A 21,323-nucleotide genomic window follows, 5' to 3' on the forward strand; every position below is an offset into this window, starting at 1 on the left:
TTTTGCAGGCCCATGTCGATCCGGTAATGCAGGTCGACGGGTATTGTTATTGGCGGGCAGTCTGCCGGCTGAGGCGCAGCCTTAAGGGCTGTCTACCGGCAAAAAGTTTCTTGGATGTACGTTGTGACTCATCGGTCACAATCTGGCCGACGTCCTGATTCAAGCAGGGGGAGGCGGATCGCGCAAGTGCGTTTGGAGAATTGTTCGACAACTTCTGCTGAGCGGTCGGCTGCTTAGAACAAATGGATCTCTTCGGTGCGCAAAGCGCGGTACTCGCCCGGTTTTAGCGCGTTATCCAGATGCAGCAGGCCCATGGATTCACGGTGCAGACGCAGCACTTTGTTGTCGAAGTGGCCGAACATCCGCTTCACCTGGTGGTAGCGGCCCTGGACGATGCTTAGCCGCGCCGTTTTCGGGCCGAGGATTTCCAGATGCGCCGGTTGCGTGGTCAGGTCTTCGAAAGCGAAATAAATCCCTTCGGCGAACTTGCTCGCATATTCCGCGCCGATCTCCTGCTCGGTCTCGACGTAGTAGACCTTCGGCAGTTTGGTCTGCGGCTGAGTGAGTCGCCGCGACCACGCGCCATCGTTGGTGATCAGCATCAGCCCGGTGGTGTTGAAATCCAGACGTCCGGCGATGTGCAGATCTTCCTTACCCGGCTCATTGATCAAATCGAGCACGGTCGGATGCTGGGGATCGAGCGTGGCGCTGACGCAGCCGGGCGGTTTGTGCAGCATGAAGTAACGCGCCGGTTTGCCGGTTTGCAGCACTTCGTCGTCGACCTCGACACGGCTGAACTCCAGCACGTCGCTGTGCGGGTCGCTTACGATTTTTCCGTCAACGCGCACACGCTTTTCCGCCAGCAACAGGCGAACCTGCTTACGGTTGTAGCGGGGCAGGTTGCTGAGGAAACGGTCGACGCGCATGGTCAGGAATCGGCGGATAAAGGGGCGCGCATGTTACGGGATCGGCAGCCTGGCCGCTTGCAGTTGAGCCTCGACCTGAGCACAGCGCGGGCACAGGCAGGATTTGTCGCGCAGTTGCGCGGGCAGCGCTTCGAGCACAGCCGGGTCGATCGAAACGCCGTAGCACCAGCAGGCGCGATCTGCGGTGCGCGGATCGGCCAGGGTGCAGTCATTGCGCGCGCCACAGGCGGGGCAGAGGTTGGCTTGGGTCATATTTAGATCAGTCGACTGAGGCGTTGCATGCATGATCGACCCGCACTCTGGACAGCGCAAGCGGTTGCCGGCCGGCCAGCACTAATCCATCGCCGGGCGGCGCCATCTGCGGATGAACAAGGTTTCATTAATCACTTGTTTCAACTTGTTACGGAAACGCACCAGATTCCGAAAACGCTGTCAGATATTGCGTCAGTCACCGAATAGTCGACTGACGCCTGCCAGCGTCGCTGGTGTGGCTACCCGCGGTCCAGGAGGCCGCCATGTATCGCCGAATCTTTCTGTTTGCCGTGATGCTGTTTTCCCTCAGTGGCTGCGCCCCGTATTCCTACGCAGACACCTACTACAGGTCAGAGGTTTACACATCACCCGCGCCGGTCTACTACGGCGGTGGTGGAAATTATTACAGCGGCGGCCGCAGCACTTACTACTCGGCCCCGCGCTATTACCAGCCTGCACCACGTTATTACCAACCGGCTCCGCGTTATTACTCGGCGCCACGTTACTACCAACCAGCACCGCGCCATTACGATAATCGGCGCTGGCATGGTAACGATCGCGGACGCTGGGAGGGGCATCGCGGCAACGGTTGGGACAACCAACGCGGCCGGGGCGACTACAACCGTCACAGCGGTCGCGGTGATCACAACGGTCGTGGTAACCGCTGGTAACCAACCACAAAAAAGCGGCGCATTGAGCGCCGCTTTTTTTGTGCCTGCGGGAAATGGGTTGTATCTCCATCTCCTAGCGCGTTCTCGGAAGCCTCCTACATTTTTATTTCTGGGCATTTGTTAGCGTTTGTAGGCACAAATTGAGGGTGAAAACCTCAATTTAAAGACGTCTACAAGCATGGAATGCTGTCTAGATATGAATCTTCTTATTATTCATCAGAATTTCCCGGGGCAATTTCGTCATGTGGCATTGGAGGCGCTTCGCAGAAATTTTGCGGTGACTGCTATTGGGCGAAACACGGCGCCGGGTTTGACCGGAGTGAGAATATATCGATATTGTGCGTCAGTAAAAACGTACAGCGCTGTTCACGCTTATTTAAGTCGATATGAAGATGCTGTGTTCGACGGTCAACAAGTTTTCCGGATATTGAAGAGATTAAAGCACATTGGATATCGCCCTGATGTGGTACTTGCGCATCCTGGATGGGGCGAAACGCTGTTCGTAAAAGATGTATACCCAGATGTGCCGCTCATCCATTTTTGTGAATACTATTATCGAGCTGAGGGGGCGGACTCAGGTTTTGACCCTGAGTTTCCATCTGCGGTAGATACGTCTTCAAGACTTCGAATCTTGAATTCGATGCATCTGTTGAATATTGAACAGTGTGACATTGGTATTGCTCCAACCAAATGGCAACGAAGTCTGTTTCCCAAGGCTTATCAGTCCAAGATTCGCGTGATTCATGAAGGCGTTGTTCAAGATTTCGCGCCAGACAAAAATGAATTTGTGAAGCTGCCCAGTGGCTGCGTGATAGAGACTGGTCAACCAATCGTGACCTATGCGGCTAGAAATCTCGAACCGTACCGTGGGTTTCACAGTTTCATGAGATGTATTCCGTTTATTCAGAACCAGTGCCCGAACGCCCAAATAATTATCGCCGGCGGAGACGACGTCAGTTATGGGGGCAAACCCATTGGGTATCCGAACTGGCGTAGCAAAATGGTTTCCGAGCTGGAATATGATTTTTCTAACGTGCACTTCACCGGGAAGGTTCCGTATCAAACATATCGGTCGCTGCTGAAGCTATCAAAAGCTCATGTTTATCTGACTTATCCATTCGTCTTGTCGTGGTCTCTGTTAGAGGCGATGGCGTCTGGCTGTCTCGTTATTGGTTCCGATACAGCTCCAGTGCGCGAGGTCATTGAGGATGGAGTCAACGGAATGCTTGTCGGTTTTTTTGATGTTGAAGCAATAGCTGAAGAAGTGTGCAGGGTTTTGAAATCTGTCGGTGAGTTTGACTCTCAAAAGGAGGCCGCAAAGTTGACGGCAAGCAAGTTTGATGTCGCGAACGGTATGAAAGGGTACTTTGAGGTTTTTGAAAGTCTCAGAGTTGTTGGTTAAAAGGAACGTTTTGTCATTTTAAAATGGAGATTTGAAATGTTTAAGATGTCTCGCAGGGAAGTCTTTCGGCAGTGCAGAAGGGGCGTCAAATACGGTGTGATTCTCGCAGTCTGTTACTGGGTAGTTGATTTCTATATTAGATGGGAAGAAGCCGCTGAAGCCCGAGCGATCTATCACAAAGAACAGGGTGAATGCAGTAAAAAACTCGCGGGTATGGAACAGGTCCCCATCCGTGGCGGCAGCCTGCTTGACCGGACGCGGATTCCCGGATTTTATTTTGGATCGACGTTGAGGAGTGACGGCTCGTGTATCGCCGATATCCTGGAGGGTTCTTTTTGGTGGACAGGAACTGAGCTGCGTCCGGAATATGAGGAGAGCGGGAAAGAACCACCCGATAGTTGGGGGTATTTCCAGGTTGCGGCCAGGCTGTACACCAGAAAAGAAACCACTGAGCCGCACGGTATGGGCGGACGGCATGTTGATTGGCCGGATGAGCTGGTTGTGAAGCTGAAAAATTATCCAGGTTTGGAACTTTGGCTTAGTGCACCTCCACCCCATGTTGATAATGAGTTTTCTATTCGCACGTTCGTTATGCGCGACTGGCGCCGGAGTGACGGAACACCACGGAAGATAAAGTGCGATGGTTTGAACTCTCCAGATCCGAAGACCTTGGCCAGCGGTTTGGGTAAGGCAGATTTATTGAAAATGAGTAAACAAGAGTTAGAAAGTTTGGATTTTGGTAGCCTGCGTACCTATTGTACTGTGGAATTACACAGTTTCGACTTTGCAGGAGGAGATGGTCGAGTAAGTTTGAGTACGGATGCGTTACGCGGTGCTCCTGAAGCGCTTAAGTTTGTTAGTGACTATCTTTCACGTTCAATAATTACAGGGAAGTAAATATGAGCTATGTTTTCAGTGATTCAGAAAGGTCGGTAATTTTTCAAGCCGCCAATCTTTGCGATGGAATGACGTTTGATATTGAAGAGAAGGAATATAGTGCCGTATCCGTGGAGCGGCGAGGCTGTGCTTTGCTGTATCAGTCATTGTCAAATATTTTAAGTGAAAAGCTTCTCGCTGTTTCTGGTTTCGACAAAGAGGAAATTAGTTTTTTAAAAAGTGCCAAGCTATGGCTCGATGTAGCAATTGACGCAAACGGTGGACAGGGCGCTTACTCCGCATTGATCCGTGCCTACACCCAGCGGCAGGGTGAATTGAGGTTAAATACACAGTTTTCTGAGTCAAAGATGCAAGAGTCATCTAACCAGGTTGCTGTGAACTTCATGAATACGCTGATAAAAGGTTCGATTGAGAATGAGTTGGCCCCGTGGACCGTACCTTCAATCAGTCAAATCGCAGCAATTGATGCGAGCGCAATTGGTAAAGTATTATTTCTTAATGAAAGTGGTAAGAATGATACCGCTACAAGTCGTAACGCGGGGTGGTCTGGAACAATCGGCTTTAGTCTGTTAGGTGGAAAGCCTCCGTATGAAACCTGGAGGTTAATCTCCGCAGGTGATCCAGACTCCCATATAAAAGGTAATCATGAGCTGGCCAAGTTCAATAGGTTCGACGACTTAAAGAATATTCTGTTTGCCATAGATTCCTACAGCGTTGCTTTGCAGGCGGTGATCAAAAACTTCGGACTAAACATCTTCGAAAGCCTGTTTTCGGTGCTGCCCGAGCAAATAAATATCGCTCTGGCCAGTGGCAGCATTAACCCGCTCATTCAGCATGTGGTGAAAGGCACACCGATCTCGCCCATCGTCCGCCTGATATTGCGATACGGCCTGAATGACTTTTTCGATATGTTCAGGCGAACCTACGACGGCAACTCAGCTGCAACGCCTACCACCGATGAAACCTTCGCCGCCAACGCCTACGCATTCTTTTCCGCACTTTCGCCGGCTCAATCCCAAAGCATCGTTACCAAGACAATTGGCGAGTATGGCAGTGCCAAGGCTTGGGCGAAGTTGGCTGGGCAAGCAACGCCAGTCGGCGAAGCGTTGCGCAATTCTCTTAAGCAGCTCAGTGAAATAGTGATTGAGCGACCTGACGGTTTTCCCGGACGCGGACTGGAGCTCTACGATCCCGAAACTGGCGAGGGCTCTATCACTGAGCTGTGGCTTGCTGATCGCGCGGAAATGCTGGCCCGGCTGATTTCGCGAACCAATGGTTCGTTCGGAGAAAACACAGCGCAGACGTTTTCCTATTCGGATCTGGCTTCGGGCAGGCAGGCTCCGATGAACACAGGCGTCTCGAACCCTTTGGTCATGTTCGGTGATGACGGCGGACGATCATTCGGTGGCGGAGCGAATTCCGATCATTTGTACGGCGGCGGTGGCAACGATTCAATCAACGGACTGGCCGGCAAAGATTTTATCCAGGGAGCTCGCGGTAATGATTCTTTAAGTGGAGGCGATGGTAATGACGCGTTGTACGGGATGGCCGGTGGCGACATTTTGGTGGGTGGCAAGGGCAATGATTCTCTGGTCGGCGGGCCGGGCAACGATCGGTATGAGTTCTCCAGCGGAGATGGAATAGATGAGATCTTCGAAGGGGACGTTAGCGGCACGTTGCTGATAAATAGACTTCCCATTCCTGCCCTAAAACGCAGTGCTCCGCTGAGTAGTACCTGGTTAACCGAAGATCAAGCCATCTCGTTGACGCTCATTGAGGAGATCGCTGAAAAAACGCTGAACATCAAATACGGCCTGAACGATCTGATAGTCATAAAGAACTTCAAACCGGGGATGCTAGGCATCGATCTTCCTGATTACCAAAACCAGACGTTCTCCGCCCCAGACCTGGTTCTTCAAGGCGACTGGAAAGCGAAAGACAGCGACCCCACTGTTCGCGGAGATCAGCCTGCCTACGATGAGCTAGGCAATGTAGTGCTATTGCCCAATGTAAAGCAGAGGAACAAAGCCGATTTACTCTACGGATCACCAAAAGATGACGTCATCGTTGGTCTTGGCGGTTCTGACCGATTGTTTGGCAAAGACGGGAACGACCGCTTGTTCGGCGACAAGCAGTCGACGCTCGAAAAAGCCTTGGCTGGTGCTGCAAAGGGAAAGGCTAGTCGCGGCGATTGGCTGGATGGTGGGCAGGGTAATGATTTGCTCGTGGGCACTGCTGCGGGAGATGTGCTGCTCGGAGGGAATGGTCGAGATACGTTGGTCGGGGGAGCAGGTGATGACAATTTATCCGGTGACGAAACGACCGGAGTACATGAGCAAAATTGGGAATACAAGCAAATCAACGTTCAAATCCCCGGTGGAGTCACTAGCTTTCGTACCGTCTTCGAGAACTCCTCTTTGAACCAACCCTTGGAGGGAGGCAATGACGTTCTCTATGGCCAAGGGGGCCGGGATTTTATCAATGGAGGCTGGGGAGATGATCTGCTTGACGGCGGAAGTGAAGACGACACGTTGGCCGGCGAGGGAGGTAATGACACGCTGGCTGGCGGGAGTGGCAATGACACATTATTTGGAGACAACCTCGATTGGGGTGGCGGTCTCCACGGCAGCCACCATGGCAACGATTTGTTGCAGGGCGGCGATGGCGATGACGCTCTAGCCGGCAACGGTGGTAGCGACGTGTTGTATGGCGGCGCTGGCAATGATGTTCTGAACGGAGATGACAGCGTACTGCGAGGAATTTCGGGTGATGCGGCGCATTTTTTCGGGAGTGATGTTCTCGATGGCGGCCCGGGTAACGACACTCTTTGGGGCGGAGGTGCCGGTGACTCACTTTTCGGTGGCAGCGGTAACGACGAACTGGTCGGTGATTACCATGAGCACCCAATTCGTTACCACGGTGATGATTATCTCGATGGCGCTGCGGGTGACGACACACTCCGCGGCTTGGGTGGTTCGGACACTCTGATAGGCGGGGCAGGCGCTGACGCTCTGGATGGTGATGAGCCCAACTTGCAAGCGGGCGGAACCAATGATGACCACGTCAGCGGCGATGCAGGAAACGACACGCTTTGGGGAGGTTTGGGCGCCGATACGCTTCTGGGAGGTGCTGATGATGACATTCTAATGGGGGACTATGACCAAACTCCCGAAACGGAACATGGCGCCGATTACCTTGATGGTGGTTCAGGCAACGACACTTTGCTGGGTGGCGGTGGAAACGACACGTTAGTTGGTGGAGAAGGCGTGGACTATCTGCGCGGCGGTCCTGGCGATAACGTGTTTGATGGTGGTGCTGGAAACGACTATTTGGAAGGGCTGGATGGCAATGATGTTTTCTATTTCGGAGTGGGTGATGGACTGGATCTTATTACCGATACCGGTGGCAATAATGTCGTAAGTTTTCGCGCTGGATTTTCTGCGGAAAGTTTAAAGGCTGATATTGTCAATGTTGATGCCGGCTTGGTATTGCGGCTGTCGAACGGTCTGGGGGATGCCTTGTTAATTCGCAGTTATGAGAATTGGTACGGGGCGACTTTCAGATTTGATGATGGGCAGGTTTTGAAGTATCAGGATTTAATGGCCCTGATAAAGCGTCCGGTAGATGCGAAAGAAACGTCCGTCACGGATGTTGTGGTGGTCAGTGGTATGAAGCCAAATTCGGTAATTGTCGACCCTGCGCAGACCGACGATGGTGAAATGCCTACCGAGGGAGGCGAACTGGAGAGCAATAGTAAAGTTGCCTGGAACGACAAATTCCTTTCGGACATCCAGAAGAAGCGCTCGGAGAGCAGGCAGGCTTCAGGGTTCGCACTGAATAGTCAGGGTGTTTGGGTCAGAAGTCATATAACCACCGACGACAGTGGCTATACCGTTAACGCCGACCTGATTAATGAGAGCATCGTTTCCGGATCGTTGACAGAGACGCCGCAGTGGATGGGGGCTATCGCCGCTGACGCCGTGGCGAGTGATAGGCAGTCAGTCACTACGAGCAAAAGCACTTTCAAATCTGTAAAAGCAGAGGGAGCACCGCATTCATCGGGAAATAAACCACATTACTATCCGTCTGGTTCCACTTATTCAGGGTTCTCGTTCAATTTAGGCGACCTTGTAGTTGAAGACAGGGAGGATTCCGGCGCGATTAAAGGGTGGTACGTGTATTCCGCTGGTAGTTTCAACGCCAATGAAACAGTCCGAAAGGAGTTTCGCTGGAATGCTACTACCCAGACGATCAAGCATAAAATTGTCCATGGCGGTGACGCTGGCGGCAGGGTAAATCTCGAAGTGGGAAATCTCTTTCATGGCGGTGCAGGAGATGACTTGATCGTCACCTATGCAGGCTCGGTGCTTGATTATGGCGGGGTGAATGACAGGATCCCTGGCGCGTTTCTATCGGCTGGCGCAGGCAACGACACGCTGCTCGGTTCCAAGGGTGCCGATTATCTGGTCAGTGGAGCGGGAAATGATCGGCTGTACGGGGAAAACGGTCCCGACACTTACATCGTTGAGGCACATGATGGCGCAACCACCATTATTGCGGACGTGCTAAGCCCTGTTTTTTTGCGTCCTGAGGTTGGAGCTTCCGGATGGTCTGACGAATTTGGAGCGGATGATATTGATACTGTCGTCCTTCCAGATGCGGCGAGGCTGGCTAAATTGCAGTTAAGCTGGGGCGCTGTGTTGATTGAGGTGGTCAATACTGAACTGTCGCCCAATCCGCTACGCGGTAATGATCGACACCCGCCTCGAGCTCAAATGCTGTACACGACACTCGATATGACATGGGGCGGATCTCAAAAAGTACGAATCGTTATGCCCAATTCGAATGATCTCAGTGGTTCCGGAATTGAACTGGTGAAGTTTTCTGACGGCTCAAGCATTAGCTTGAAAGACCTTGTGAGCCAGTTAGGCTCTGCCCCCGATACCTATCATCATGGTGTTTCTGTTAAGGGCGCTGCTCGTGTTAAGTCATTTCGAGAGAATCGTTTTCTACCACTCGTGGGTGGTCGCGGTAATGACACTCTGAGCGGCGCTGGTGAAATACGAGGAATGCAAGGAGATGATCTGCTCTACGGTAGCGCAGGCGATGATGTGCTCTACGGTGGACCGGGTAATGACACCTTATCCGGTGGCACCGGTAATGACGTGTATAAATACGATGGTCTCGGGCGAGACCTGGTTGTAAACGCCGGTGGCGGAATCGATGGTATAGATTTCTCAGAAGTTGGGCTGCCGATCAACCAACTCAAATTTCACCGTGAGCGGAATGATCTCGTCATAGTCGTAAGTTACGGAATGTCGCCAAAGATTCGTGTTTCCGAGCATTTTTCAGGTGGCGACGCTGCTATCAGCTTCATAAGAGTTCTAGACGAAGGGGGAGTCGCGCAGGACATCACGGGCAGCCAACTGGAAGAGTTCCTGCATCCTCTTCCCCCCCTACGGGATGTTGAGGATATTTTGCCGAAAAATGACGAAGAGTCATTACGGGCAATGATGGAAATAATCGAGTTCTACGAGTTGAACGTTTAGCCGTAACGAACACCGCTGCTAGCAAGATTTCCCGCGATAGGCAGCCATCGCGGGTAATAAGAAATTTCAGTATTGCGTCAGATCCGCCAACGGATGCCGCCCCTCCCAAACCTTATGAAAATGCGCCTCGACTACCGCGTCCGGCACGTGCGCAATCTCCGGCCAATGCCAGTGCGGTTTCTGATCCTTGTCGATCAAACGCGCACGAACGCCCTCGCTGAATTCCGGATGCCGGCAGCAATTGAGGCTCAGGGTGTATTCCATCTGAAAAACTTCGGCCAGCGACAGATGCCGCGCGCGTTTGATCTGTTCCCAGACCAGATGCGCAGTCAGGGGCGAGCCTTCGCTCATGGTCTTCGCTGCACGGGCGATCAGCAGATCGCTGCTGTCGCGCTGCAGGGCGATGGCCTTCCAGGCACAGGTTACATCGCTGACATCCAGCAACTCATCAATGTGCTGACGACGCGGCAGCCACTGCGCTTCGGGCATCTGCGCCACCGCCTCCTGTTGCAGGGCCTTGAGCAGACTGTTGAGCTGCATTTCGGTCTGTTCCTGCCAATTCAGTTGCAGTAAACCCTCAATCAGATCCGGTTGCTGTTCATCGAGCAGAAAGCGATCCGCCAGATCCAGATCAATCGCATCGCGGCCATTGATGTGCGCGCCGGTCAAACCCAGAAACACCCCGAGCTTGCCCGGCAGCCGCGACAGAAACCAACTGGCGCCGACATCCGGGTACAGACCGATGGAGATCTCGGGCATCGCCAAGCGGCTGCTCGGCGTGACGATCCGCGTGCTCGCGCCTTGCAGCAAACCCATGCCGCCGCCGAGCACGTAACCGTGGCCCCAGCAGATCAACGGTTTCGGATAAGTGTGCAGGCTGTAGTCCAAACGGTATTCCGCGCTGAAGAATTGCGCGGCCAGCGGCGGCACTTCGCCGGGATGCGCGCTGCAGGCTTCCACCAGACTGCGCACTTCGCCGCCAGCGCAAAAGGCCTTGGCGCCGTTGCCGCGCAACAGTACGCAGACAATTTGTTCATCCTTGGCCCAAGCGTTCAGTTTATCGCTCAGCGCGTTGATCATCGGCAGAGACAGCGCGTTCAGCGACTTTTCGGCATCCAGACTGGCCACGCCGATGCGTGCGCCGTCGGTGCCGGTGAGTTCTTCGAAGTGCAGATTCATCGTGACCTCGATCGGGAATTTGAACGATCAGTATGATCGCAGTGTAGGAAAGTGCCGGATCTGCGTCAGATCAATTGACAAGCAGGGGCGGGTTTCCTAGGGTTCGCCCCATTGATTTTGCCGGAAATGACCATGACTGCTGACGACCGTATCAAACTCGAACCGAGCTGGAAGGAGGCACTGCGTGCTGAATTCGACCAGCCGTACATGGCAGAGTTGCGCAATTTTCTGCAGCAGGAGCGGGCGGCCGGCAAGGAAATCTATCCGCCGGGGCCGATGATTTTCAATGCGCTGAATTCGACGCCGCTGGATAAAGTCAAAGTCGTCATCCTCGGCCAAGACCCATATCACGGCCCGGGACAGGCGCATGGTTTGTGCTTCTCGGTGCAGCCGGGTGTGCCAACACCGCCGTCATTGGTCAACATCTATAAAGAGTTGAAGCGCGACTTGAATATCGACATTCCCAACCACGGCTATCTGCAGAGCTGGGCCGAGCAGGGCGTGCTGATGCTCAACACCACCATGACCGTCGAGCGCGCCAACGCCAACGCGCACAAGGATAAGGGCTGGCAGTTTTTCACCGACCGGATCATTGAAGTGGTCAGTCGCGAGCAGCCGCACCTGGTGTTCATGCTCTGGGGCGCGCATGCGCAGAGCAAGCAGAAGCTGATCGATGCGACCAAGCATCTGGTGCTAACGTCGGTGCATCCGTCGCCGCTGTCGGCTTATCGTGGGTTTTTGGGTTGCGGGCACTTCAGCCGGACCAACAAGTTTCTAGAACAGAATGGCGAGACGCCGATCGAGTGGCGTTTGCCGCCGATTTGATGGGTTGAACCACACATGTGGCGAGGGAGCTTGCTCCCGCTGGGCTGCGCAGCAGCCCCAATAACTGCAAAGCGGTTTTTTCAGGCACACCGCATTCATAGGGGTTGCGACTGCTGCGCAGTCGAGCGGGAGCAAGCTCCCTCGCCACAAAAGCTACTCGGGACTTCGGTTCCAGTATTTGAACAACGGCTCCGCCAGAAACAGCACAAACAACAACCGCATCACCTGCATCGCTGTCACCAACGGCACCGACAGTTGCAGGGTTTCCGCCGTCAGACTCATCTCGGCAATCCCGCCAGGCATCATGCCCAGTGTCAACGAACGCAAATCCAGATGGGTCAGGGCGCTCAAACCCAGAGCTGCCAAAGTCGCAATCAACATGGTCAGCGCCGTACCGATCAAGGTACGGCCCATGAACGACGGTGCACGCCGGAAGAACTGCCGGTTGAAGTGACAACCCAATCCGCTGCCAATCAACCACTGCCCAATCTGGCTGCCGCCATTGGGCAGACTGATGTGCAGATCCCAGGCGATGCTCACCGCCGCACTCACCAGCAATGGCCCGAACAGCCACGGATTGGGTTGGCGCAACCGTTGCCAGCCCCACGCAAGCAATCCACCCGCCGGAAACAGAATCGCCAGCCAGCGCCAATCGACGCTGCCGGCGTGAGAAATCTGTGTGCCGTCACCCAGCAAATATTTGAAGGCTGCCGGCACGCACAACACCACCACCAACACCCGCAGACTCTGCCCTGCCGCAACATGACTGAGTAGCGCGCCATTGCGTGCGCCGAGGTTGACCATCTCGCCGGAGCCACCGGGCATGCTCGAGAAAAACGCCGTGGCGCGATCCTCACCGGTGCGGCGCATCAACCACACGCCGACCACCGCCGACAGGCTGGTGACCAGCGCGCCAAAGAAGATCAAACCAAAGTGGCTGAGTACCTGCTCCATCACCAATGGGGTGAAGTGCAGGCCGATGCCGATTCCGACGATCCACTGCCCGCATTTGCGCCCGCCGGGTATTTCCGCCAATTGCCATGGCGTCAGGCAGCGCACGAGGATGATCGCCAGCAACGAGCCGACCATCCACGGCAGCGGCCAGCCGATCTGACTGGCGAGATAACCGCCAAGCAGACCGACCAGCGGCGTTCCCCACCAGCTTTTGAAGGGCCGATCAGACATCGGCAATGGCGTTACGCGCAGCAGCACGGCGACGCCAGATGCGCAGCAGCGGCATCAGCAACATGATTGCGGTCAGCACCCAGCATCCGAAAGTGATCGGACTCGACCAGAGGATTTCCAGCGCACCGTTGGAAATCGACAGCGCACGACGCAGGTTCTGTTCCATCAGACCGCCGAGGATGAAGCCCAGCAGGACTGGCGACAGCGGAAAATCCAGTTTGCGCAGGATGTAACCGAAGATGCCGATGCCCACCATCAGGAACAGGTCAAAGGTAGTCGCATGCACCGCATACACGCCAATCCCGGTGATGATCGCGATCACTGGCACCAGCGCCCAGTTCGGCACGGCGAGGATGCGCGTGAAAATGCGGATCATCGGGATGTTCAGGATCACCAGCATGATATTGGCGACGAACAACGACGCGATCAGGCCCCAGACGATGTCTGGTTGTTGCTGGAACAGCAGCGGGCCAGGCGTGATGTTGTACAGCGACAGGGCGCCGATCATTACTGCGGTGGTGCCTGAACCTGGAACGCCGAGGGTCAGCATCGGCACCAGTGCGCCACAGGCAGAAGCGCCGATGGCGGTTTCCGGAGCTGCGAGGCCACGGGCATCGCCTTCGCCGAATTTGCCGCTGGCACCGGCGATGCGTTTTTCGGTCATGTAGGCCACGGCACTGGCCAGCGTCGCGCCGGCACCCGGCAACACGCCCATGATGAACCCGAGCAGGCCGCAACGGATGTTCACGGTGAACACCGACGCCGCTTCCTTGAAGTTGAACATCATGCGTCCGGTAGCTTTTACCGCTTCCTGACCGCGATGGGTTTTCTCCAGCAACAGCAGGATTTCGCTGATCGAGAACAGACCCAGGACCAACACCACAAACTGAATGCCGTCGGTCAGGTGAATGTTGTCGCCGGTGAAGCGATACACACCGCTGTTGGCGTCGATGCCGACGCTGGACAGGAACAGCCCGATCAACGCCGCGATAAACGTCTTCAACGGTCGATCACCGGCCATGCCGCCGAGGCAGACAATCGCGAACACCATCAGTACGAAATATTCCGCCGGCCCGAAGGCAATCGCCCATTTCGCCAGCAGCGGGGCGAACAGCACCATGCCGCAGGTGGCGATGAAGGCGCCGATGAACGAACTCCACGCCGATAGCGATAACGCTACGCCGGCCATGCCTTTGCGCGCCATCGGGTAACCGTCGAGAGTGGTCATCACGGTCGACGCTTCGCCGGGAATGTTCAGCAGAATCGAGCTGATCCGCCCGCCGTATTCGCAGCCCAGATACACCGCCGCCAGCAGGATCAGCGCCGACTCCGGCGGCAGGCCGAGGGCGAAGGCAATCGGGATCAACAACGCCACGCCGTTGATCGGGCCGAGGCCCGGCAGCAAGCCGACCACCGTGCCGATCAATGTGCCGGTCAGCGCCGTGACGAGGTTGTACGGGGTCAGCGCAACGCCGAAGCCCTGGCTCAAATAACCGAGAGTATCCATATCAGTTCTCCAGAACGTCGAGCAGGCCAAGGGGCAGCGGAACGTCCATCACGCGGTCGAACAGCAAGTACAAACCGATGGCCATCAACGTCGTCACGACAACGCTCGGCACCCATGGCCCGCCGTAAAGACGTGCCATTGGAATGCCGATCAGGATGCTGGACAGGATGAATCCCAACGGTTCAAACAGGCCGGCAAACACCAGCAGCAGTACGACGCAGATGCTGATCTTGGTCAGGGTTTCGCGATCCAGCGGCGGCTCGTCATCGCTGTGCTTGATTGGCGCGGGACGAAACACCATGTACAGCAGCGCTGCGCCCATCAGGCCGAGCATCAGTAGGGGAAAGGCCCGTGGGCCAACCGGTTCGTAGGAAAAAGCCGCCTGATACGGCCAGGCCATCAGTGCCAGGCCGGCACAAGTCAGCAACAGCACTGAGGCAAAAATGCGTTGAATAAGCATGAGGAACTCCTGTGCCACGGCCGCGCTGAGCGAGGCCGTGGACGCTAGACAGCGACGATCACTGGATCAGGCCGAACTCTTTGGCCAGCACTTTGTAATCCGCGACTTGCTTCTTCACGTAGGTGTCCAGCTCGGGGCCGGTCATGGCGAACGGGAACAGTTCACGCTGATCGCGCAGCGTGGCGAACTCGTCGGAGGCCAGCAGTTTGTCGAAGGCGTCTTTCCACCAGGCGTAATCTTCATCGCTGACTTTCGGCCCGAGGTAGAAACCGCGCACCACCGGCCAGACGATGTCGTAGCCTTGTTCCTTGGCAGTGGGGATGTCTTTCATTTCCGGCTCGTCGAGGCGCTTGTCAGCGAACACCGCCAGCAGACGCATGTCGCCGCTCTGGATGTGCGGCATGGAGTCGGAAATGTCGGTGCTGCCGACCTGGATGTGCCCGCCGAGCAGGGCGGTGGCGATTTCGCCGCCTCCCTCAAGGGCTACATAACGCAGGTCACGCGGGTTGATTCCGGCAGCCTTGGCGATGAGTGCGGTCTGCATCCAGTCCTGGCTGCCGACGGTGCCGCCCGAACCAATCACCACTTTGCTCGGATCTTTCTTCAGCGCCTGTACCAGATCGTCGAGATTCTTGTAGGGCGAATCGCTTTTCACCGCGATCGCACCGTAACTGGTGCCGACTGCCGCCAGCCAGCGCACGTTGGTTTCATCGAAACGCCCGAACTTGCCTTGGGCCAGATTCAACAGCGAGCCGCTCGACCACGCCACCAGTGTTCCCGCATCCGCCGGACGCTGAGCGACCACCGCGTTGTACGCCACTGCGCCGACGCCGCCGGGCATGTAGGTCACGCGCATCGGTTTGCTCAGCAGCTTCTGGTTGACCAGGGCGCTCTGTACCAATTTGCACGTCAAGTCGAAACCGCCGCCGGGGGAGGCCGGGGCGATGCATTCAGGGCGTTTCGGTTCGGCCAGCAATTGGCCGGCGAACAGCATGACGCCGGCGGCTAAAGCAACTTTACGCAGTGATAAGTTCATCTATGTCTCCTTGGGAGTTGTTGTTATGGACGTACTGAATTACCAAAGGGCAACGCTATAGCTCACCAGCAGACGCACTTCATCGGCATCGCGAGCGGAGTAGTTGGAACGGTAAGTGGCATTACGCAGGCGCACCGCGACATCCTTGAGGGCGCCGCTTTGTACTACATATTTAATCTCGGTGTTGCGCTCCCACTCTTTGCCTTCATCACCGTTCTTGAGCTTGATGTTGTCACCGCTCAAGTAGCGGCTCATGAAGCTCAGGCCGGGAATGCCGAGTCTGGCGAAATCGAAGTCGTAGCGTGCTTGCCACGAGCGCTCTTCGGCGCCGGCGAAGTCGTTGATCTGCACGAAGTTGACCAGATACGGATCGCTGCCATCGACATACGGAAAGGCGCTGTCGCCGGACATGTGCTGATAACCGGCAGTGAACTTGTGCCCGCTCAGTGCATAACTCACCAGACCATTGAGCGAGCGGTTGTCGATCTCGCCGCCACGGGCCGCGCCTTGGTCATCACTGACAGCAAAGCGCAGGTCAGTTGCGAAAGTGCCCGGCCCCATCGGTCGCGACGCAAGCAGTCCGAAGAAGTGCTGGTTATAGACTTCGTCGAGTTGCGCGAAGTGGTAACTACCGGTGATCTTGTCGGTGAACTTGTAGTCCAGGCCGCCAAAGTCGAAGTGTTTACCGGCGGCGGTGCCGGCGAAGCGGCTGTTCTTGTTGTTGAGGGCGATGTCCTCGAAATCGGTGCTGTCGCGGTCCTTGGCTTTTTCCAGCCGCCCGCCGGTGAAGGTCAGGTTTTTGATCTCTTTGGAAGTCAGCAAGCCACCTTCAAAGGTCTGCGGCAGAATGCGCCCGTCATTGGGTTTGAGGATCGGCAGTTCCGGGATCAGGCTGCCAATCTTCAATTCAGTCGCGGAGATCTTCATTTTTCCGGTCAGGCCAAGCTTGGAGTATTCATCCGCCGCGCGCCCGTCATCGTGGGTTGGCAGCAAACCGGTGCCAGTGCGATCCGGGCTTGAATCGAGTTTGACTCCAAGCATGCCCAGCGCATCGACACCGAAGCCCACGGTGCCGTCGGTGTAACCCGATTGCAGATTGAGCATGAAACCCTGCGCCCATTCATCGCGCTTGGATTGCTGGGCACTGGTGCCGTCGCGAAAGTCGCGGTTGAAATACATGTTGCGGGTTTCGAAGGTGGCGGTACTGTCTTCGATGAAGTCGGCGTAGCTCAACGGCGAAAAACCGGCGAGGGCGGCGGCACTGGCGAGGGCGGTGTGACTGAGACGGGAAGGACGAACAGGCGTAAGAGCCTTGGTCTGCAAGGACGGCATGCGGGGTGTACTCCGTTTATTGTTCTTATTGGCGAAAACGCTTCGAGGCGTTTTTCGTATTCGCTGTGTGGCATCAGCGACGGCAGTCGGAACTGTCCGTGGCCCGACTCTAACGGGCTAACCTTTCGCTAACCTTTCAATCGGCTTTCACGGTTTTCGGGCTTCACAGCGGCGGTTGCGGCTGTAAACTCCGCGCCAAAGAATGGCGTCGGCCATCCCTGAACGAGGTAAAAATCCATGCGTGTCCTGCTCGTCGAAGACCATTTGCCACTGGCCGAAAGCGTGGCCCAGGCGCTCAAGAGCACCGGTCTGACCGTGGATGTGTTGCACGATGGCGTGGCTGCCGACCTGGCACTCAGCAGCGAGGAATACGCGGTGGCGATTCTCGATGTTGGCTTGCCGCGCATGGACGGTTTCGAAGTGCTGGCGCGACTGCGCGCACGCGGCAAGAATCTGCCGGTGCTGATGCTGACCGCGCGCAGTGATGTGAAGGATCGCGTACACGGTCTTAATCTGGGCGCCGACGATTACCTTGCCAAGCCGTTCGAACTGACTGAGCTGGAAGCGCGGGTCAAAGCCCTGCTGCGCCGCAGTGTGCTCGGCGGTGAACGTCAGCAGCGCTGTGGCGTGCTGGCTTACGACCTCGATACCCGGCGCTTCACCCTCGGTGAAGAATTGCTCACCCTGACCTCCCGCGAACAAGCGGTGCTCGAAGCGTTGATCGCGCGTCCGGGGCGGGTCATGAGCAAGGAACAACTGGCCGCGCAAGTATTTGGCCTCGACGAAGAAGCCAGTCCCGATGCGATCGAAATCTACGTGCATCGCCTGCGCAAGAAACTCGACGGTCAACCGGTGGCCATCGTGACTTTCCGTGGCCTCGGCTATCTGCTGGAGAGCCGCGATGCATAAGCCCAGCAGCCTGCGCTGGCGCTTGCTGTGGAACCTCGCGGCGCTGTTGGTGGTGCTGATGCTGGCCAGCGGTCTGAGCGCTTACTGGAACGGTCGCGAAGCCGCCGACACCGCGTATGACCGCACGCTGCTGGCCTCGGCGCGAACCATCGCTGCCGGACTGTCACAGCGCGACGGCAGCCTGAGCGCCGACGTGCCTTACGTGGCCCTCGACACCTTCGCCTACGACAGTGCCGGGCGAATCTATTACCAGGTCAATGACATCCATCAGAAGCTGATTTCCGGTTACGAAAACCTGCCCGGCCCGCCGCCTGGCACGCCGCGAACTGACAGCTATCCGGCGCTGGCGCGTTTCTACAACGCCACCTATCAAGGGCAAAACGTGCGCGTGGTCAGCCTGTTGAAAGCGGTGAGCGAGCCGAACATGAACGGCATGGCGGAAATTCGTGTTGCCGAAACCGATGAAGCACGGGTGAGCATGGCGCGCAGTCTGGCCGCCGATACCTTGCTGCGTCTGGGCATGCTGGCGATTGGTGCATTGTTGCTGGTGTGGTTTGCCGTGAGTGCCGCGTTGCGTCCGCTGGAGCGATTGCGTACGGCGGTGGAAGAGCGCCAGCCCGACGATCTGCGCCCGCTGCCGCTGGTAGAAGTGCAGCACGAGTTATGGCCGCTGGTGCGCGCACTCAACCATTTCACCGAACGCCTGCGCGGGCAGTTCGAGCGCCAGGCGCAATTCATTGCCGACGCCGCTCACGAATTGCGCACCCCGCTGGCGGCGCTCAAGGCGCGGCTGGAACTGGGGCTGCGCTCCAGCGAAGCGGAAACCTGGCGCGACACCTTGGAATCGTCCGCGCAAAGCACCGATCGTCTGACCCACTTGGCCAACCAATTGCTGTCGATGGCGCGGGTGGAAAACGGCGCCCGAGCCATCGCCGAAGGTGGCGCGCAATTGCTCGATTTGAGCCAGTTGGCCCGCGAACTGGGCATGGCTATGGCACCGCTGGCTCACGCTCGTGGTGTGGCGCTGGCGTTAGAGGCAGACGAACCGGTGTGGCTGCGCGGCGAGCCGACCTTGCTCAATGAGCTGCTGAGCAATCTGGTGGACAACGCGCTGGCGCATACGCCGACGGGTGGCAACGTGATTTTGCGGGTGCTGTCGCCGGCCGTGCTGGAAGTCGAAGACGACGGCCCGGGCATTCCGCAGGATGAGCGGGACCGGGTGTTTGAACGCTTTTACCGGCGCAATCAGCAGGTCGCCGGTTCTGGGCTGGGGTTGGCGATTGTCGGGGAAATCTGCCGCGCGCATCTGGCGCAGATCTCGCTGCATGACGGCGAGCATGCCGGGTTGAAAGTGCGGGTGAGTTTTATTGCCGGCTAAGCGTCAGTAAAACATCGTCAGCGCTTCTTCCAGGTCGGCGCACAACGCTTTGTTGTCCGGGTCGATCCCCAGTTTGCGGAACGCTGGAACGTTGAGCGGATCAACTCGCGCAAACGCGTGATCGGTGCCCTTGTGGCAATACAGACTCGCCACTTGCACCAGATCGACGTAATCGATTTCGCGCGAATTGCGTTCCAGATCCTGATATAGCCCAGGCAGCGCCACCAGCCGTTCCGGAAACTCCCAGACCCGCAGCAGCTTGTCACCGAGCAACGGATGAATGTGGTCGATTACATGGTTGAGGCTGACCGGATCGGACAGCAGTTCGTTGTGATCTTCAGCGTAGGTCAGGATCGGCAGCACACCGATCTGATGCACCAGGCCGCCCAGCGCAGCCTGATCGGGTTTGAGTTGGGTGTAACGGCGGCACAGCGCATAACTGACGCCGGCGATCTCCAGACTCTTGCGCCAGACTTCGCGCATCTTGTGTTCAACCACCTCAGAGCGGGCGTGGAAAATCTGCTCCATCACCAGACCGATGGCCAGGTTGCTGCTGTAATTGACGCCGAGTCGCGTGATGGCGGTGTGCAGGTCGGTGACTTCTTGCGTCGCGCGCAGCAGCGGACTGTTGACCACTTTGATCAGGCGCGCCGACAGCGCGGTGTCGCGGCCGATGACTTTGCTCAGCTCGCTGACGCTGATTTCAGGGTCTTCCGCGGCCTTGCGAATCTGCAGGGCCACTTCCGGTAACGTTGGCAGAACCAGGTCATCATTATCGATGGCCTCAACCAAATCCTGTTGGACCTTATCCGCCAGATCGCTCATGTCGTTTCTCTAGGTGTTGCAACAAATGCTGCGCTCAACGCTGGATTTCGCGGTCGCGATCCAGTGCGTAGGGCAGGTCGAGCAAGTGCAGGGCCGGGCCTTCGATGGCGCCCAGATGCAAATCACCGGCTTCGGCAGCTTCGGCCTGCAACACGGCCAGCAGTTCAATATTGTTTTCGGCGCGGGCGGCCAGCACCACTTCGCCGATCGCACTGTTGTGGCTTGGGGCAAACAATTGCGTGCCCGGCTCCGGCAACTCGCTGGCGTCGAGTTGAACGCGATACAGACGACGCTTGAGTTTGCCGAGGTATTGCATGCGCGCGACGATTTCCTGGCCGGTGTAGCAGCCCTTCTTGAAGCTCACGCCGCCGACGGCTTGCAGGTTGAGCATCTGCGGAATGAACAGCTCGCGGGTGCTCGGCATGACCTGGCCGATACCGGCGCGGATCTGGCCCAGCAGCCATTGGTTGAGTTCACCTTCAGCCAATTGCGCGGACATTCTTGTCTTGATGGCGTCGGCCTGATCGGCCGGTACCCAGAGTTCGGCACGGTTTGGCGAGACGCGAATTGCGATCAGGTCTTCGTGACGTACAACGCTGTCGGTTTCGGCCGGCAATTGCAGCCCGAGTGCGGCCAACGTTGTGTCGGCATGTTCCAGACCAAAACGTAGCCAGGCAGCGCTTTCGTCGGTCAATTTGGATTTGGAGAACACCGCGTATTTTTTCAGATCCGCCAGTTGCGGTTCGAGCAGCTCGCTGGCCATCGCCAGCAGAACGCCGTCGCCCTCGAGCACGATGCGGAAACTCGACTGCATCCGGCCTTTCTGCGTGCAGCGCGCGCCGAGGCTGGCCTGGGTGTCGCTCAGGTAATTGATGTTGCAGGTCAGTTGGCCTTGCAGAAATTTGCCAGCATCCACGCCGCGAACCGCGAGAACGCCTTCATGTGAAAGGGTGCAGAAAAAAGCAGAATCGGCCATGGGTCATCGCAGGT

Annotated in this window: 17 protein-coding genes; 7 read left to right on the forward strand and 10 right to left on the reverse strand. The window is 56.6% G+C overall.

What is annotated here, in order from left to right; all coding sequences use genetic code 11:
- Positions 1–233 precede the first annotated feature (233 nt).
- Both ACP7BN_RS18750 and ACP7BN_RS18755 read right to left on the reverse strand, forming a co-directional pair.
- Positions 234–926 carry a pseudouridine synthase gene (locus tag ACP7BN_RS18750; RefSeq protein ID WP_426205600.1) on the reverse strand — a complete coding sequence of 231 codons (693 nt, stop codon included), beginning with the start codon at positions 924–926 and terminating at the stop codon, positions 234–236.
- A gap of 33 nt (positions 927–959) precedes the next feature.
- Entirely contained in the window at positions 960–1,178 is a 219-nt protein-coding gene (locus ACP7BN_RS18755) for a cysteine-rich CWC family protein (protein ID WP_426205601.1), read from the reverse strand.
- Between the two features lie 263 nt (positions 1,179–1,441).
- Between ACP7BN_RS18755 and ACP7BN_RS18760 the strand changes: the two genes are divergently transcribed.
- The 4 genes from ACP7BN_RS18760 (at position 1,442) to ACP7BN_RS18775 (ending at position 9,697) form a co-directional block, all read left to right on the forward strand.
- Positions 1,442–1,849 carry a hypothetical protein gene (locus tag ACP7BN_RS18760; protein WP_420648126.1) on the forward strand — a complete coding sequence of 136 codons (408 nt, stop codon included), beginning with the start codon at positions 1,442–1,444 and terminating at the stop codon, positions 1,847–1,849.
- A gap of 196 nt (positions 1,850–2,045) precedes the next feature.
- The gene (locus ACP7BN_RS18765) at positions 2,046–3,251 is read left to right on the forward strand and encodes a glycosyltransferase family 4 protein (protein ID WP_426205602.1); all 1,206 of its coding nucleotides are present in this window, start codon (positions 2,046–2,048) and stop codon (positions 3,249–3,251) included.
- Between the two features lie 36 nt (positions 3,252–3,287).
- The gene (locus ACP7BN_RS18770; RefSeq protein ID WP_426205603.1) at positions 3,288–4,148 is read left to right on the forward strand and encodes a hypothetical protein; all 861 of its coding nucleotides are present in this window, start codon (positions 3,288–3,290) and stop codon (positions 4,146–4,148) included.
- 2 nt (positions 4,149–4,150) lie between these two features.
- Positions 4,151–9,697, forward strand: a complete 5,547-nt coding sequence (locus tag ACP7BN_RS18775) for a calcium-binding protein (protein WP_426205604.1) — start codon at positions 4,151–4,153, stop codon at positions 9,695–9,697.
- 66 nt (positions 9,698–9,763) lie between these two features.
- On the opposite strand, the gene ACP7BN_RS18780 is transcribed toward ACP7BN_RS18775, so the two are convergent.
- Positions 9,764–10,876, reverse strand: coding sequence for an enoyl-CoA hydratase/isomerase family protein (locus ACP7BN_RS18780; protein ID WP_426205605.1), 1,113 nt, complete (start codon positions 10,874–10,876; stop codon positions 9,764–9,766).
- A 132-nt stretch (positions 10,877–11,008) separates the two neighbouring features.
- Here ACP7BN_RS18780 and ung point away from each other — a divergent pair, with 132 nt between their 5' ends.
- Entirely contained in the window at positions 11,009–11,701 is a 693-nt protein-coding gene (ung, locus tag ACP7BN_RS18785) for a uracil-DNA glycosylase (protein WP_420648124.1), read from the forward strand.
- Between the two features lie 153 nt (positions 11,702–11,854).
- Here the strand turns inward: ung and ACP7BN_RS18790 are convergent, their stop codons facing one another.
- The 5 genes from ACP7BN_RS18790 to ACP7BN_RS18810 are packed head-to-tail and all read right to left on the reverse strand — an operon-like array spanning position 11,855 to position 17,221.
- The gene (locus tag ACP7BN_RS18790; protein ID WP_426205617.1) at positions 11,855–12,886 is read right to left on the reverse strand and encodes an AbrB family transcriptional regulator; all 1,032 of its coding nucleotides are present in this window, start codon (positions 12,884–12,886) and stop codon (positions 11,855–11,857) included.
- Positions 12,879–14,393, reverse strand: a complete 1,515-nt coding sequence (locus ACP7BN_RS18795; protein ID WP_420648122.1) for a tripartite tricarboxylate transporter permease — start codon at positions 14,391–14,393, stop codon at positions 12,879–12,881. Before ACP7BN_RS18795 ends, ACP7BN_RS18790 begins: the two co-directional genes overlap by 8 nt.
- A 1-nt stretch (position 14,394) precedes the next feature.
- Complete coding sequence (locus tag ACP7BN_RS18800; protein WP_426205606.1) at positions 14,395–14,853, reverse strand: tripartite tricarboxylate transporter TctB family protein; 459 nt, start codon at positions 14,851–14,853, stop codon at positions 14,395–14,397.
- Positions 14,854–14,911: 58 nt separating this feature from the next.
- Positions 14,912–15,889, reverse strand: a complete 978-nt coding sequence (locus tag ACP7BN_RS18805; protein ID WP_426205607.1) for a Bug family tripartite tricarboxylate transporter substrate binding protein — start codon at positions 15,887–15,889, stop codon at positions 14,912–14,914.
- 39 nt (positions 15,890–15,928) lie between these two features.
- On the reverse strand, positions 15,929–17,221 hold the full coding sequence (locus ACP7BN_RS18810) for an OprD family porin (protein ID WP_426205608.1): 1,293 nt from the start codon (positions 17,219–17,221) through the stop codon (positions 15,929–15,931).
- Between the two features lie 237 nt (positions 17,222–17,458).
- Between ACP7BN_RS18810 and ACP7BN_RS18815 the strand changes: the two genes are divergently transcribed.
- Positions 17,459–18,130: a response regulator gene (locus ACP7BN_RS18815; protein WP_426205609.1), complete on the forward strand. Its 672-nt coding sequence runs from the start codon at positions 17,459–17,461 to the stop codon at positions 18,128–18,130.
- Entirely contained in the window at positions 18,123–19,508 is a 1,386-nt protein-coding gene (locus ACP7BN_RS18820; RefSeq protein ID WP_426205610.1) for a sensor histidine kinase, read from the forward strand. Before ACP7BN_RS18815 ends, ACP7BN_RS18820 begins: the two co-directional genes overlap by 8 nt.
- Before the next feature lie 3 nt (positions 19,509–19,511).
- Here the strand turns inward: ACP7BN_RS18820 and ACP7BN_RS18825 are convergent, their stop codons facing one another.
- Both ACP7BN_RS18825 and ACP7BN_RS18830 read right to left on the reverse strand, forming a co-directional pair.
- On the reverse strand, positions 19,512–20,333 hold the full coding sequence (locus tag ACP7BN_RS18825) for an HDOD domain-containing protein (RefSeq protein WP_420648116.1): 822 nt from the start codon (positions 20,331–20,333) through the stop codon (positions 19,512–19,514).
- Between the two features lie 34 nt (positions 20,334–20,367).
- The gene (locus ACP7BN_RS18830; RefSeq protein ID WP_426205611.1) at positions 20,368–21,309 is read right to left on the reverse strand and encodes a YgfZ/GcvT domain-containing protein; all 942 of its coding nucleotides are present in this window, start codon (positions 21,307–21,309) and stop codon (positions 20,368–20,370) included.
- Positions 21,310–21,323: the final 14 nt, after the last annotated feature.

The sequence above is a fragment of the Pseudomonas sp. TWP3-1 genome (assembly GCF_049896625.1).
In the GTDB taxonomy this organism is placed as follows: domain Bacteria; phylum Pseudomonadota; class Gammaproteobacteria; order Pseudomonadales; family Pseudomonadaceae; genus Aquipseudomonas.

Coding starts and splice junctions, on each gene's coding strand:
- ACP7BN_RS18830 (WP_426205611.1), bottom strand. CDS start 21,309: ATGGCCGATTCTGCTTTTTTCTGCACCCTTTCACATGAAGGCGTTCTC.
- ACP7BN_RS18750 (WP_426205600.1), bottom strand. CDS start 926: ATGCGCGTCGACCGTTTCCTCAGCAACCTGCCCCGCTACAACCGTAAG.
- ACP7BN_RS18765 (WP_426205602.1), top strand. CDS start 2,046: ATGAATCTTCTTATTATTCATCAGAATTTCCCGGGGCAATTTCGTCAT.
- ACP7BN_RS18780 (WP_426205605.1), bottom strand. CDS start 10,876: ATGAATCTGCACTTCGAAGAACTCACCGGCACCGACGGCGCACGCATC.
- ACP7BN_RS18795 (WP_420648122.1), bottom strand. CDS start 14,393: ATGGATACTCTCGGTTATTTGAGCCAGGGCTTCGGCGTTGCGCTGACC.
- ACP7BN_RS18770 (WP_426205603.1), top strand. CDS start 3,288: ATGTTTAAGATGTCTCGCAGGGAAGTCTTTCGGCAGTGCAGAAGGGGC.
- ACP7BN_RS18775 (WP_426205604.1), top strand. CDS start 4,151: ATGAGCTATGTTTTCAGTGATTCAGAAAGGTCGGTAATTTTTCAAGCC.
- ung (WP_420648124.1), top strand. CDS start 11,009: ATGACTGCTGACGACCGTATCAAACTCGAACCGAGCTGGAAGGAGGCA.
- ACP7BN_RS18755 (WP_426205601.1), bottom strand. CDS start 1,178: ATGACCCAAGCCAACCTCTGCCCCGCCTGTGGCGCGCGCAATGACTGC.
- ACP7BN_RS18825 (WP_420648116.1), bottom strand. CDS start 20,333: ATGAGCGATCTGGCGGATAAGGTCCAACAGGATTTGGTTGAGGCCATC.
- ACP7BN_RS18790 (WP_426205617.1), bottom strand. CDS start 12,886: ATGTCTGATCGGCCCTTCAAAAGCTGGTGGGGAACGCCGCTGGTCGGT.
- ACP7BN_RS18820 (WP_426205610.1), top strand. CDS start 18,123: ATGCATAAGCCCAGCAGCCTGCGCTGGCGCTTGCTGTGGAACCTCGCG.
- ACP7BN_RS18805 (WP_426205607.1), bottom strand. CDS start 15,889: ATGAACTTATCACTGCGTAAAGTTGCTTTAGCCGCCGGCGTCATGCTG.
- ACP7BN_RS18760 (WP_420648126.1), top strand. CDS start 1,442: ATGTATCGCCGAATCTTTCTGTTTGCCGTGATGCTGTTTTCCCTCAGT.
- ACP7BN_RS18815 (WP_426205609.1), top strand. CDS start 17,459: ATGCGTGTCCTGCTCGTCGAAGACCATTTGCCACTGGCCGAAAGCGTG.
- ACP7BN_RS18800 (WP_426205606.1), bottom strand. CDS start 14,853: ATGCTTATTCAACGCATTTTTGCCTCAGTGCTGTTGCTGACTTGTGCC.
- ACP7BN_RS18810 (WP_426205608.1), bottom strand. CDS start 17,221: ATGCCGTCCTTGCAGACCAAGGCTCTTACGCCTGTTCGTCCTTCCCGT.